The 12,505-nt window shown below is 63.3% G+C and carries 12 protein-coding genes and 1 other RNA gene; 3 read left to right on the top strand and 10 right to left on the bottom strand.

Going from position 1 to position 12,505, the window contains the following annotated elements; genetic code table 11:
- Window positions 1-29: 29 nt before the first annotated feature.
- A complete protein-coding gene (locus AABE10_RS18030; RefSeq protein WP_342934630.1) occupies window positions 30-482 on the bottom strand; it encodes a YidB family protein in 453 nt (150 codons plus the stop codon).
- A gap of 166 nt (window positions 483-648) precedes the next feature.
- On the bottom strand, window positions 649-1,197 hold the full coding sequence (locus AABE10_RS18025) for a ComEA family DNA-binding protein (protein ID WP_342934629.1): 549 nt from the start codon (window positions 1,195-1,197) through the stop codon (window positions 649-651).
- A gap of 572 nt (window positions 1,198-1,769) precedes the next feature.
- On the opposite strand from AABE10_RS18025, the gene AABE10_RS18020 reads away from it, so the two are divergent.
- Together AABE10_RS18020 and AABE10_RS18015 are read left to right on the top strand one after the other, a co-directional pair.
- A complete protein-coding gene (locus tag AABE10_RS18020; RefSeq protein WP_342934628.1) occupies window positions 1,770-2,177 on the top strand; it encodes a MerR family transcriptional regulator in 408 nt (135 codons plus the stop codon).
- 9 nt (window positions 2,178-2,186) lie between these two features.
- Window positions 2,187-2,624 (top strand): carboxymuconolactone decarboxylase family protein, encoded by a 438-nt coding sequence (locus tag AABE10_RS18015; RefSeq protein WP_342934627.1) that lies wholly within the window; start codon window positions 2,187-2,189, stop codon window positions 2,622-2,624.
- A gap of 259 nt (window positions 2,625-2,883) precedes the next feature.
- Here AABE10_RS18015 and AABE10_RS18010 read toward each other — a convergent pair whose 3' ends face one another.
- The 8 genes from AABE10_RS18010 to trxA all read right to left on the bottom strand — a co-directional run bounded on the left by AABE10_RS18010 (window position 2,884) and on the right by trxA (window position 11,929).
- On the bottom strand, window positions 2,884-4,263 hold the full coding sequence (locus AABE10_RS18010) for an MATE family efflux transporter (RefSeq protein ID WP_342934900.1): 1,380 nt from the start codon (window positions 4,261-4,263) through the stop codon (window positions 2,884-2,886).
- Between the two features lie 2 nt (window positions 4,264-4,265).
- Window positions 4,266-6,023 carry a glycosyltransferase family 39 protein gene (locus AABE10_RS18005; RefSeq protein ID WP_342934626.1) on the bottom strand — a complete coding sequence of 586 codons (1,758 nt, stop codon included), beginning with the start codon at window positions 6,021-6,023 and terminating at the stop codon, window positions 4,266-4,268.
- A gap of 488 nt (window positions 6,024-6,511) precedes the next feature.
- A complete protein-coding gene (locus AABE10_RS18000; protein ID WP_008921611.1) occupies window positions 6,512-6,775 on the bottom strand; it encodes a type B 50S ribosomal protein L31 in 264 nt (87 codons plus the stop codon).
- Window positions 6,776-6,945: 170 nt separating this feature from the next.
- Entirely contained in the window at window positions 6,946-7,782 is an 837-nt protein-coding gene (locus tag AABE10_RS17995) for a M90 family metallopeptidase (RefSeq protein WP_342934625.1), read from the bottom strand.
- Between the two features lie 51 nt (window positions 7,783-7,833).
- Window positions 7,834-9,390, bottom strand: a complete 1,557-nt coding sequence (locus tag AABE10_RS17990) for an MFS transporter (RefSeq protein WP_342934624.1) — start codon at window positions 9,388-9,390, stop codon at window positions 7,834-7,836.
- A complete protein-coding gene (locus AABE10_RS17985; protein WP_342934623.1) occupies window positions 9,387-9,893 on the bottom strand; it encodes a MerR family transcriptional regulator in 507 nt (168 codons plus the stop codon). Before AABE10_RS17985 ends, AABE10_RS17990 begins: the two co-directional genes overlap by 4 nt.
- Before the next feature lie 169 nt (window positions 9,894-10,062).
- The gene (rho, locus tag AABE10_RS17980; RefSeq protein ID WP_012400357.1) at window positions 10,063-11,325 is read right to left on the bottom strand and encodes a transcription termination factor Rho; all 1,263 of its coding nucleotides are present in this window, start codon (window positions 11,323-11,325) and stop codon (window positions 10,063-10,065) included.
- Window positions 11,326-11,602: 277 nt separating this feature from the next.
- The gene (gene trxA / locus AABE10_RS17975; RefSeq protein WP_007586494.1) at window positions 11,603-11,929 is read right to left on the bottom strand and encodes a thioredoxin TrxA; all 327 of its coding nucleotides are present in this window, start codon (window positions 11,927-11,929) and stop codon (window positions 11,603-11,605) included.
- A 455-nt stretch (window positions 11,930-12,384) separates the two neighbouring features.
- Here trxA and ffs point away from each other — a divergent pair.
- Window positions 12,385-12,483: signal recognition particle sRNA small type (gene ffs / locus AABE10_RS17970), an RNA gene on the top strand.
- Window positions 12,484-12,505 lie beyond the last annotated feature (22 nt).

Genomic DNA, 12,505 nt, shown 5'->3' with positions numbered 1-12,505 from the left:
GCCTCGGACGTGGCGCAGAAATAACGCGCTCAGGCGTTCTTGTTGCCGCCGCCGAACAGGCCGGCCAGCGCGCCCAGCGAGCCGAGCGCACCCGCGAGGCCGCCCGTGTCGATCTTGCCGTCGGCGGGCACTTCGCCGTTCGGCGTCGCGGCGTTGACGACGTGCGGCAGCACTTGCGACAGCAGGCCCGTCACTGCCGACGGCTCGACGCCGGCCTTCGACGCGATGTTCGTCACGGCTTCCGAGCCGAGCACGTTATGCAGCGCGTCGGCGGCAATCGGCTGGTTCTCGCCGTTGCTGACCCACGAGTTGATGATGTCGCCCGCGCCGTTTTGCTGGAAGCGCTGGATCAGCCCGTTCAGGCCGCCCGGCTGGTTGTTGATGAATTCGAGTGCAGCGGTGATCAGCGCCTGCTGGCCGCCGCCGCCTTCGGGCGTGTTGCCGCCGCCGAGCATGGAACCGAGGGTGTCGAGTAGGCTCATGACAATCTCTCTGTAGAGGCCGGCGCGACGCTCGTGAAAGCGTGTGCCGGCGGGTAATAAAACGCCGGAAACGCCGCGCGAGCGCGGCACCGACAGTCTTGACAGGCGCAGACGTGAAGCAGTGAGGCCATCGGACGCACAGCGACATGCGTCACGATTCGAGTCCTTATACGCCCGACGCAGCGGATGCGGCCTTGCTCTTCTTCGATTTCTTCGACTTCGACGCGGTCGTGTCCGACGCCATCGCGGGCGCGGATGCCGCCGTAGCAGCGGGCGCCGATGCCGCAGCGGCGTCCGCCTTGCTCTTTTTCTTCGACTTCGAGGCCTTCGTGCCCGATGCGGCTTCGGCAGGCGCGGAAGGCGGGGTTTGCGCAGTGGTTGCGGGCGCAGCCGTCGGCTTCGACGTCGTCGTGGCGGGCTTGGATGTCGCGCCCGTCGGCGGCGTGGACGAGCCGTTGATCGTCAGGCCCGCGGCTTCGAGGTTCTTCACCGACTTCTGGCCGATGCCCTTGACGCGATTCGCGAGGTCGTCGGCATCCTTGAACGGGCCATTCTTCGAGCGTTCGTCGATGATCGCTTTCGCATGGACGGGGCCGATGCCCTTGACCGATTCGAGCGCCGCCTGGTCGGCGGTATTGACTTCGACGGCGGACGCGAATCCCGCCGACAACGACAGCATCAGCACGGCGCAAAGCATCAACAGCTTTTTCAACATGGCAATCACTCCATTGAGGGCAAACAGGTGGCCGGAACGGACGACGCTTTCACGTTAGCAAGCACTGCGTTCAAGCATAGAACATTTACTGTTCTCTTTCGCCGAAGGCGCGCGACGTCGCGCGAAACGGCCGATTTATACCGGTGCGTCCGTGACAACACAATCGGCTCGCACCAAATTTAAAGATTTTGACCATTCGCGGGGCTTGCATCGCGTACGGATGTCAGGGAGTTTGACGGCGATGCGGCAGGACCGGGGCTCGCTGTTCGCTGCGCTTTCGTGTCCGCTCTAGCCGTATTCGCTTTAGTCGTCCCTGGTTCCGCAGGGCCGCGCGCGGTCGCGCCGCCCACTTCGAAACGCATTGAACCGGCGCTCGGTGCATTCGCGTCGACGAGTTCCAGCGCGTGACTCCGGCCAGGGCAGCCACAGCACGCGTTCGTCGCGGCCGAGCGGCCGTCGAGACGCCATGTGCTGCACGCGGACGGATGCACTGTAGGATTTCGTTGAATTTCGTCGATCAACAAATCGTGCTTGACTTAGAGTTCACTCGAAGTCCTAACCTGAGTTCCGTCATGTCGAAAGCTCTCACCATCGGTCAGGTCGCCGCGACGAGCGGCGTCTCCGCGCATACGCTGCGCTACTACGAGCAGGCGGGGTTGTTGCGTCCCGTCGGCCGCACGGACGCGGGCCATCGTCTTTATTCACCCGCCGATCTCGACTGGCTGCGCTTCGTGATGCGCCTGAAAGCGACGGGGATGCCGGTTGCCGGCATGCAGGCGTTCGCCGCGCTGCGCGCTGAAGGCGATGCGACGATCGGCGCGCGGCGCGAGATGCTGATCGAGCATCGCGAGGCCGTGCTGGCGCGCATCGCGGAGTTGAAGACCAATCTCGACGCGATCACCGACAAGATCGCGGTGTATGAAGCGGCCGAGCGTGAGGCGGCATCGGCAGGACATATCGGAAACGCAAGACTTGATTGAGGACTCGCAATGAACGACGCATATGCAAAGGCACAAGAGCAGACACAAGAGGGAGCACGCGGCGATCGCTATGCGCGCGGCTGGGACAAGCTGAAGGAAATCGACGGAACGGCGGGAGAGAAGGTGATCGCGTCGCTGGCTCCGATTGCGCCGGAATTCGCGCGGATGTTGATCGAGTTTCCGTTCGGCGACGTGTACAGCCGTCCGCAACTGGACCTGCGCGCGCGAGAGATCGCGACGATCGCCGCATTGGCCGCGCTCGGCAATGCGCAGCCGCAACTGAAGGTGCACGTCGAGGCAGCGCTGAATGTCGGATGCACGCGCGACGAAATCGTCGAGGTGTTCATGCAGATGGCCGTGTATGCGGGCTTTCCGGCGGCGTTGAATGCATTGTTCGCGGCACGTGAAGTGTTCGCGCTGCGCGACGAGGAAGAGGCGGCCGCATAGACGGCATCTGCGGCGATCGCGGGTTTGGGTAAGTATCAAGGCGCAACTAACGGTCTGTTTTCTTCGCTCATTACGACACGGCGTGAGCGGCGTGCACCAGATGCTTTGTCTTTAAGAGGGATGGCGTTGCTTCCGGGAAGGTGTTTACTGCTTGACCGAAACGCGGACGAGCGGACGAGCGCACGAGCAACGGATCGCACCAGGCACATCTGATCGAACACCGATGCACATGCCATCCGCATGAAAAGCGCCTATGCGTTCAGGCCGCGCTATCTGTCTGCATCTGCGCGCCCATCCGCACCGACCGCCTGCTGATCCAGCGCAGATAGAACGCGAGACCGACGCCCGCAATCGCCAGGCTTACCGTATTCGCGAGCCAGAAGCCGCGTGCGCCCGTGAACGATGCGGGCACCCATCCGCCGACGTCGAAGCCGAGCGCATAGCCGCCGCCAAGTCCGACGCCCCACAACGCGACCGCGTAGATCACGGTCGGCACGACGGCAACGCGATACGCGCGCAGCACGAATGCCGACGTGATCTGCAGCGCATCGCAGAAATGGTAGAAGACGACGATCAGCACCAGCGGCATCGCCGCCGCCGCGACCCGCGCATCCGGCGTATAGCCCGCGATGATCAGCGGCCGCAGCGCGAGCACGATCACGCCGTAGCAGCACGCAATCGCGACGGCCATCGCGATGCCGTGCCGCGCGAGCGTGCGCGCCGCTTCGTAGCGATGCGCGCCGAGCGCCTGGGCGACGAGCGTCGACGTCGCGATGCCAATCGACAGCGGCGTCATGTACAGCACCGCGCCGATGTTGCCCGCGATCTGATGCCCCGCCAGCGTCGTCGTGCCGAAACGCGCGATGAAGAGCGCCATGAACGTGTACGAGGTGACTTCGATCAGATACGAGAGTCCCATCGGAATGCCGAGCTTCAGTTGCGCGGCCTGGCGGCGCCAGACGGGCCAGCAGAAATGCGCGAAGATCGCGAACGGCCGGAACACGTCGAGCTTCGTCATCGCCAGCATGCCGACGACGGCGAGCGTCCCGTTGATGAGGGTGCTGGCGAGCGCGCAGCCGGGGCCGCCGAGTGCCGGCACGCCGAGGCCGCCGAAGATCAGCCATGTGTTGAGCGGCAGCTTCAACATCAGCGCGCCGATCTGCAGGATCATCACGAGCCGCGGCTGGCCGACGGCGTTCGTCAGCGAGCTGTAGACGCGAAACGCAAGGCTCGCCGGCAAGCCGAACGCGACGATCTGCAGGTACGACACCGTGCGCTCGCGCAGCGCCTCAGGCGCGCGCGCTAGCTGCAGCAGCGGGTGAGGGAAGTAGAGAATCAGAAAGCCGATGACGGCGAGCGCGAGCGCAAGCCACAGCGCCTGGCGCACTTCCTCGCCGATCTCGTCGTAGCGGGCGGCGCCGTACAGCTGGCCCGCAATCGGCTGCAGCGCCGTCAGAATGCCCGTCAGGCCGATATACACGGAGATGTAGATCGACGCGCCGAGGCCGAGCGCGGCCAGATCCGTCGCCGAGTAGCGGCCGACCATCGCCGTGTCGATCACGCCGAACGCGATGATCGCCAGCTGGCCGATCAGCACGGGCCATGCGAGCCCGGCGATTTTCCGCGCATCGGCGAACATCGTCAGCCGTGTTTCTTCGGGCGCCACGGGTGGCGTCTGACGGGCGGCTGCGGGCGGTCGATGCGCACGTATAGCCGGAAGCGTTCGTCGCGGTCGGCGGCGCGGCGGCCTTCCCACACGAGCTTCCACACGAAGTTCGACATCGAGCTCGGCTCGCCGAAGTCCTGCGTGTCCTGGCGCAGGATCACGTCGCAGTTTTCATCGAACGAAAAATGCATGTCGCCGAAATAGGCGAACGTCGCGATCTGCGCATCGCCGAGACGCACAGGCGCAATGCAGTTGTAGTCGGACGGCAGATGCGCGGCAATCTGCTCGGCCACGTCCTTGTACGTCCGGCTGTAGTTGACGACGGGCAGCCAGAGCGTCATCAGCAGCACCCACATCAGCGTCGTGCCGGCGCTCGATAGCACGACGCTGCGCCACAGGACCTTCGGATGACGCGCGACGCGCCACTGCACGAGCGCGAACCAGCAGAGCGTCACGGCCACCGCGCACAGGAACGACAGGATCTTGAATTGCGGCGTGAAGCCCGGCGCGAGCCGCGCGAGATTGCGCGCGAGCTGATGCGGAAAGCCCGTCATGCCCGCGAGCCACACGAGCCAGACAAACGTGCCGAGCACCGTGAAGCTGAGCACCGCGAACCAGTCGATTGCGTTGATTGCGCCGCGCTTGAGCGTCGGCAGCGCGAACGCGGCGATCACCGCGAGCGCGGGCATCAGCAGCGTGAAAAGGCGGTTCGTCCCCTGGCTTTGCAGCACGACGAGAATCAGCAGCGGTGCGATCACCGACAGCGGAATCGCAATGTGCGGCGCGCGCCGCAACCCCGCCCAGCTGAACCACGCCCAGATCGCGAGCGGCCACGCGGGCCACGCGAAAAGCGGCAGGTTCTTGACGGCATACCGCAGCGTCGAGCCGTACGGGCCGGCGAACGCGTGCAGGCTGGTGCGCATCCACTGGTGCAGGAACCAGACGGCGTCGTCGGGGAAGAGCGCGATCGCTGTGAGCGGCCATACGACCGAGAGCACGAGCGCGACGGGCAGACCCGCGAGCATCAGCGTGCGCCAGTGTGTTTCGTGCACGATGATCAGCATCGCGAACGTGCCGACGAGCAGCGCGCCCACCAGCACGGGATTGCTCGTCAGCGCGACGAGGCCGATCGCGCAGCCCCAGATCAGCGCGCCCTGGACCGGCTTGTCGATCATCCGCACGAGGCCGTAGACGAGCATAGCGATGCAGACGAATTGCGCGATCTGCGGCGTCGTTTCGTGGCCGCGCTCGGCGAGGCCGAAGATCGCGAGCAGAATCAGCAGCGCGCCGTCGCCGAGCGTGCGGCCGTAGTCGCGCGGCTCGGGCTCGCCGCCGAATGCGTACTTGAACGGCTGCACCTCGGGCCGGCGGCCGAGCAGATAGGCCGCGTACCAGACGAACGCGCAAGCCGCGCAGAACAGCAGCCCCGTGAACACGCGCGATGCGTTGCTCGCGTCGACAAGCGGGTCCAGCACGCGGATCGCGCTCGCGCCGAGCCAGTAGCCGAGCGGCGCATCCGACGTGATGTACTTGCCGACGAGATTCGGCAGCATCCAGTCGTGCAGCGTGCCGTTGGCCATCGTCCACATGACGCCGAAGCCGGCTGCGTCTTCCGTCTTCCACGGGTCGCGGCCGAACAGGCCAAACGACGCATACACGACGCAGATGGTGAGCAGCAGCCAGCGCGGCAGCGCGCTGGTGGCGGAAGCAGTGAGGCGAACGACTGATCTCATGCGGTGTTCGTGTGAGGCTGACCGGGCGGCAGCCGTGAGTTATTGATGGAGCGCAGGAGGCGTCTCTGAATCAGCATGCGGCATTGTAGACGCGCGGCACGGTGCCCGTCACAAACCCACGCCGATGCGGCCGACGGAAGCAGGGTGGCGAAACGGGTAGCGAAGCGGGTAACGAAGCGGGCTTTCGGGGCGCCGTTCGACGTGAACCCGGCGGGTGTTGCGCCAGGCTTCGGGCGGGCTTTGCTTCGAGGCCAGCCGTCGCACCGACCTCTCTCGTTGCGCGCAGGTATCGACAGCAATGGAAATGAATGCAACCCGCATGCAACGCGGCGCAATGCCGTATCGAGCGAAACCGAGGACTGCGGCCAGCGAGCCCAACCCAGCCCAGCTCAACAAACCTTTCGCCGACAAAAAAGGGCAGCTTGCGCTGCCCTTCTTGCATCGTGGCGGCCCGGACGGGAGTCGGGGCCTGCAACGTGTAGTGCCGGTTACTTCGCGGCCTTGCCCGAAGCGCGGGCGCCGAACTTCTTGTTGAACTTCTCGACGCGGCCTGCCGTGTCCATGATCTTTTGCTGGCCCGTGTAGAACGGGTGCGATTCCGACGAGACTTCGATCTTCGCCAGCGGGTACGTCTTGCCGTTGAATTCGGCCGTTTCACGCGTCTGGATGGTCGAGCGCGTCACGAACTTGAAGTCGTTCGACATATCGACGAACAGGACTTCGCGGTAATTCGGGTGGATGCCTTCTTTCATGGTCTTTCCTTTAATCTGGCGGTAGCCAACCCGGGAGCCGGAGAATTCCGCAACCGCGAGCCACTTGCCTAAGGTCGAAAAACGATGATTATGCCAGAAAATCAGTCGTTTGATGAAACTCGTGAAGGTTTTTTCGCAAGCTTCGGCGGCTACCCGTGCCTTGCACTGTGCTACGCGTCCGTCTGCCCGAGCGCGCCCGTATGCGCCGGGTCCTGCCGGTAGTAGCGGGCAAGCAGTCGGTAAAGCCCCGGATATTCAGCCTCGAACTCGCGCGGCTTCACGAACAGCGCCTCGCTGCACACGGCAAAAAATTCCGACGGATGGTCGGCGGCGTAAGGGTCGATCAGCGATTCCCGTTCGAAGCGGGCCCAGCGCCGCTCAGGCACGGCATCCACTTTCGCGCAGAACTGGTCGTATGCATGGTCGAACACGTCCGCCCACTGCGCGGAATCGAGCGGCGCATGCAGCTTGCGGAAGAGGGGTGGGTGGCCATCGGCTTCGCCCGTCACCATGTCGATCTTGTGCGCGAACTCGTGAATCACGACGTTGTATGCATCCGAGCCGTCCGTCATCTGCGCGTCTTCCCATGACAGGATCACGGGCCCGCCTTCCCATGCCTCGCCGCTCGCATCGTGCTCGACTTCGTGGACGACGCCGTCCTCGTCCTCGACGGTCTTGCGGATCACGAACTCGCCGGGATAGACGATCACGCCGACCCAGCCGCGATACAGATCGAGCCCGAGATTCAACACGGGCAGGCACGCCTGCACGGCGATCGCGACGGTGATCTGATCCGTCAACTCCAGATCGTGCGCGGTCGAGAACTCCTTTTGCGCGATGAAGAGACTTGTCATTTCGCGCAGGCGCGCGAGGTCGGCGGCGCTGAGACGCGTGAGGAACGGCAGGCCGTCGAGCGTCGCCTGCCAGACCGCGTCGTCGATCGCGTGGGTGCGCAGGGCGCGGTCGCGGCGGCGCGTGTCGAGCCATTGGGTGAATTTCGAAAGCATCGCGCGGTTGCCTCGCTGTTGCCCGTTTTCGTTAGCGTTACCGATACGAATCTAGTCGATCTGCTTTTGCCACGCCGCGAAAATGCCGCCGCATACGGCCACGCCGATCAGAAAGTAAAACCCGTCGAGCGACGCGAGGAAGCTAGCCTGTTGCGCGACGATCCGGCTCACCTCGACGACGGCCAGCGCATGCGCGTCGGCGGCAGGGCGGCCCGCTGACGCGAAGCCGTGCGCGAGCGCCGCGATCGTGTTGTCGAAAGCGGGATTGTACGGGCTCGCGAATTCGGCGAGCCGCGTCTGATGCAGCGCCTGACGATGCTGCTCGACGATGATCACCGATGCCGTCGCGAATGAAATCGTCAGTTGCCGGACGATGTTCTTCAACCGATAGCCGTGCGAGAACTCCTCGATAGCGAAGATTTTGAACGTCAGATTCGCGACGGGCAGCACGATGAAGAGCAGCAGCAAGCCGCGCAGCAACAGCGGCACGATCAACGCTGCTTCGCCGACGGCGGGCGACATGCGCGTCATCCACGCGGCCGCGAATGCCGCGACCGCGAAGCCCGGCACGATGATCCATTTCTTGCGCGGCAGCAGTTTCGCGTAGCGAAGATACGCGAAGAGCGCCGTCGACGAAATCAGCGACGTCACGCCGACCAGTTGGCCCGTGTTCTCGACGGGATAGCCGAGGCCGGTTTCGAGAAAGCGCGAGATCAGATAGCTGAACGCCGTCGACTCGTAGTAGTAGAACATGTACAGCACGAGCCCGACCTGGAAGGTCTTTTCGCGCAGTGCGTGCAGCCGCACGAGCGGCGACGGATGATGCCATTGATGCCAGACGAACCACGCAAGCGCCGCGATGCCGGCTGCGGTCAGAATGAGCAGATTCGGCGATGTGCTGAAGAGCTGGAAGCGCACCTGCTGCATCACGATCTGCAGCGCGCCTTGCGCGAACGCGAAGATGATGTATGGCCAGAAGTGGGTCGGGCCGCGTTCTTCCGGCGTGCGGCCGCCGGAGTCCGGCAGTGCGAGCATCGCGAGCACGGCGAACAGCACGCCGAACGGCGCGGTGCACGCAAAGAGCGCGCGCCACGTGAAATGCGCGACCAGCTGTCCGCCGACGAGCGGCGCGAGCGCGCTGCACAGCACGATCAGGATCAGAAAGGCGCGCGTTGCAGCTGGCCGCCGCTGCGGCGTGAAGCTCAGCTGGATGAGGATGCGGCACGTGCCCATCATCGGGCCAATGAAATAGCCCTGAAAGCCGCGCGCGAACAGCAGGCCGAACGACGTGTCGCACAGCGCGGCCGCGACGGCGCCCGCCGCATAGAGCAGCATGCAGGCCGCCACGTACCGCCGGTAGCCGACGCGGTCGACCCACCATTGCTGCTGCAGGATGCCGAGCACGGCCGCGACGGCATATGCGCTCGACGACCACACCAGTTCATCCGGCGACGCGTTGATGCCGCCCGCGATGTAGCTGGCGAAGAACGAAAAAATCGCGTTGTCGAAGTAGTCGAGACCCGTGACGACGGCCAGTACCCACGGGAAGAAATCGCCGCGCAGTTTGTCCGCGCTGAAGACCTGCGCGCGCGGGGAAGCGGCGTTCATGCTTTCGTGCCCTTGCTCCCGGCACGTTTGCTGGCGGCCGCGGCGCGGCGCTGCCTGATCAGCTCGTCGGCGCTTTCGCCGGCGAGACGCCGCTCGACATAATTCAGGTCGTCGGCGAGCTCGGACTTGAGCTTCTGCACTTCTTTCAGCTCGCGCCGCACGGATTCGATGCGCGCGTCGAGCGATTCGATCTGTTGCGCGAGTCCGTCGCGAATCTGCTGAAGCGAGTCTATCGAGTAGCGGTTGCGTCCGCCTTCCGTCGTTTCGAGCGGGCGTTTCAACATTTCCGTGATGCCCGCGAGCGAGAAGCCCAGCGAGCGCAGACGCAGAATGCGCGAAAAGCGTTCGAGGTCGTCTTCGTCATACAGGCGATAGCGGCCTTCGCTGCGGCTGGGTGTAATGAGGCCGCGTTCCTCGTAGTACTTGAGCGTGCGCGGCGTGACGTTCAGGCGTTCGGCGGCGTCGCGAACGGTCAGCAGAGTGGGGGAGTCGTCGTTCGGCATGGCGATGCTTCACATGTCGGTCGTGATGCGAGCATTATAGATCAACGTGTACGTTCACGTATAGGATTGAGCGTAAACGTAATGTTGGGCGCAAGGCGTGCGGACGAAAAAAACGCCTGCGCGATGGCAGGCGTTCTCTTGTTCGAAGGGTCGAAGCGCTGGTCGGCGATCAGCCGCCGCGGCGCATCATGTCGAAGAACTCGGCGTTGTTCTTCGTCTGGCGGATCTTGTCGAGCAGGAATTCCATCGCTTCGACTTCGTCCATGTCGTGGATGAACTTGCGCAGCACCCAGATCTTTTGCAGGATCTCGGGCTTGATCAGCAGTTCTTCGCGACGCGTGCCGGACTTGTTCAGGTTGATCGACGGATAGACGCGCTTTTCCGCGAGACGGCGCTCGAGGTGCACTTCCATGTTGCCCGTGCCCTTGAATTCTTCGTAGATCACGTCGTCCATGCGGCTGCCCGTTTCGATCAGCGCCGTGCCGATGATGGTCAGCGAGCCGCCTTCCTCGATGTTGCGCGCCGCGCCGAAGAAGCGCTTCGGACGCTGCAGCGCGTTCGCATCGACACCGCCTGTCAGCACCTTGCCCGAAGCGGGGACGACCGTGTTGTACGCGCGCGCGAGACGCGTGATCGAGTCGAGCAGGATCACGACGTCGTTCTTCATTTCGACGAGGCGCTTCGCCTTTTCGATCACCATTTCGGCAACCTGCACGTGACGCGCGGCCGGTTCGTCGAAGGTCGACGCGATCACTTCGCCCGCCACCGAGCGTTGCATTTCCGTCACTTCTTCCGGACGCTCGTCGATCAGCAGCACGAACAGGATGACATCGGGGTGGTTCTGTTTGATTGCGTGCGCGATGTGCTGAAGCATCACGGTCTTGCCCGACTTCGGCGACGCGACGAGCAGGCCGCGCTGGCCCTTGCCGATGGGCGCGATCATGTCGATGATGCGGCCCGTGACGTTTTCTTCGCCGCGCATCTCACGTTCGAGCAGCAGCACCTTGTTCGGATGCAGCGGCGTCAGGTTCTCGAACATGATCTTGTGCTTCGAGGCCTCGGGCGGCTGGCCGTTGACCTTATCGACCTTCACCAGCGCGAAATAGCGCTCGCCGTCCTTCGGCGTGCGGACTTCGCCTTCGATGGTGTCGCCCGTATGCAGATTGAAGCGGCGGATCTGCGACGGGCTGATGTAGATGTCATCCGTGCTTGCGAGATACGAGGTTTCCGGCGAGCGCAGGAAGCCAAAGCCGTCAGGCAGCACTTCGAGCGTGCCGTCACCGAAGATCGTTTCGCCCGTTTTGGCGCGTTTTTTTAGAATGGCGAACATCAGTTCCTGCTTGCGCAGGCGGTTCGCACTTTCGATCTCGAGACCATTGGCCATCTCGATCAATTGGGACACGTGTAGCGTCTTGAGCTCGGATAAATGCATACGGAGAACCCGCAGAGAAGGTGCGACCTGAAATGAAATCTGGGAGGAGAAGTGAGCGGAACCGCTCAAGGACTTACTCGTCTTTTAGACGTTTTATAGATTCTAGCATAGCACACGCCAATCCCAGCCTGTGCGGCCGGTTAGACCTGACGCATGATTCTTGTTGTCGCGGGACAACAAGAATCATGCGGCTCGCTCGATGCATCAACTGACTGCAAGTCTTGCGAGCCGGGCGGCAGGCATGCGATGCATGCGTGCCGTGTCTGCGTGTGGCCGATTAAAGATTGCCGTCGAGGAACGCGGTGAGTTGCGACTTCGACAGTGCGCCGACCTTCTGTGCAGCAACTGCGCCGTTCTTGAACAGGATCAGCGTGGGGATGCCGCGCACGCCGAACTTGACGGGCGTGGACTGATGTTCGTCGACGTTGATCTTGGCAATCTGCAGGCGATCAGCGTAGTCCTTCGCAACTTCGTCGAGGATCGGCGCGATCATCTTGCACGGGCCGCACCATTCCGCCCAGAAGTCGAGCAGCACGGGTTTATCGGATTTGACGACGTCCTGTTCGAACGATGCGTCGCTGATATGCTTGATGTGTTCGCTCATTGTGTGAATACCTCTTTCGGTTCGAGGCCTGCTTTGATTGCCCGCCACGATACAACAAAACCAGAAAACTTTCCGTTCGCTTTGCCACAGGACAAACCATGAAAGCCGACGCGCGAAGTGCTGTGGGGACAGTTTCGGGAGGGCGACCTGGCTTGGCTTTGCGGGTCACTTGAACGTCAGTTTAGCTTAAATTGCTATGCGTTGCCCGTCGTGATAGTACGCCTTCGGGCGGTAGGGTTTCGTGCCGCGCGAGTCAGCACTGACAAGGCTTCGGCGCATATGCCGAATGCCTCGCGCGCATGTCGTATGCGCTGCAACCTGTCGTGACAAACCCTATCTTGAGTTCGTGCGCGCGAACACAAGACGAGCGGCGCACCGACATTGCGGCTCCGTTAAGGCGGCATTTGTCCCGATGCCTCTCGCGCAGCGCAGCAAGCGATGTTAGAATACGACGTGACGGGCCTCCTCGCATGGAGGGGCGGTCAACCTGGTCAGGTCGGGAACGAAGCAGCCACAGCCGTTTTCCGCCAGTGCCGAGGGTCGGGCTCGTCACCTTCCTTTCTTCTCATCTGTCTG

Source organism: Paraburkholderia diazotrophica, assembly GCF_038900755.1.
Taxonomy (GTDB): domain Bacteria; phylum Pseudomonadota; class Gammaproteobacteria; order Burkholderiales; family Burkholderiaceae; genus Paraburkholderia; species Paraburkholderia diazotrophica_A.
Note: the sequence above shows the minus strand (reverse complement) of the source record. Positions and strands in the feature narration are given on the sequence as shown.

What these genes read in the sequence shown, in the direction of transcription:
- rho (WP_012400357.1), bottom strand. Translation starts at nt 11,325, where the DNA reads ATGCATTTATCCGAGCTCAAGACGCTACACGTGTCCCAATTGATCGAG.
- AABE10_RS18015 (WP_342934627.1), top strand. Translation starts at nt 2,187, where the DNA reads ATGAACGACGCATATGCAAAGGCACAAGAGCAGACACAAGAGGGAGCA.
- AABE10_RS17990 (WP_342934624.1), bottom strand. Translation starts at nt 9,390, where the DNA reads ATGAACGCCGCTTCCCCGCGCGCGCAGGTCTTCAGCGCGGACAAACTG.
- AABE10_RS17995 (WP_342934625.1), bottom strand. Translation starts at nt 7,782, where the DNA reads ATGCTTTCGAAATTCACCCAATGGCTCGACACGCGCCGCCGCGACCGC.
- AABE10_RS18025 (WP_342934629.1), bottom strand. Translation starts at nt 1,197, where the DNA reads ATGTTGAAAAAGCTGTTGATGCTTTGCGCCGTGCTGATGCTGTCGTTG.
- AABE10_RS18020 (WP_342934628.1), top strand. Translation starts at nt 1,770, where the DNA reads ATGTCGAAAGCTCTCACCATCGGTCAGGTCGCCGCGACGAGCGGCGTC.
- AABE10_RS18000 (WP_008921611.1), bottom strand. Translation starts at nt 6,775, where the DNA reads ATGAAAGAAGGCATCCACCCGAATTACCGCGAAGTCCTGTTCGTCGAT.
- trxA (WP_007586494.1), bottom strand. Translation starts at nt 11,929, where the DNA reads ATGAGCGAACACATCAAGCATATCAGCGACGCATCGTTCGAACAGGAC.
- AABE10_RS17985 (WP_342934623.1), bottom strand. Translation starts at nt 9,893, where the DNA reads ATGCCGAACGACGACTCCCCCACTCTGCTGACCGTTCGCGACGCCGCC.
- AABE10_RS18005 (WP_342934626.1), bottom strand. Translation starts at nt 6,023, where the DNA reads ATGAGATCAGTCGTTCGCCTCACTGCTTCCGCCACCAGCGCGCTGCCG.
- AABE10_RS18030 (WP_342934630.1), bottom strand. Translation starts at nt 482, where the DNA reads ATGAGCCTACTCGACACCCTCGGTTCCATGCTCGGCGGCGGCAACACG.
- AABE10_RS18010 (WP_342934900.1), bottom strand. Translation starts at nt 4,263, where the DNA reads ATGTTCGCCGATGCGCGGAAAATCGCCGGGCTCGCATGGCCCGTGCTG.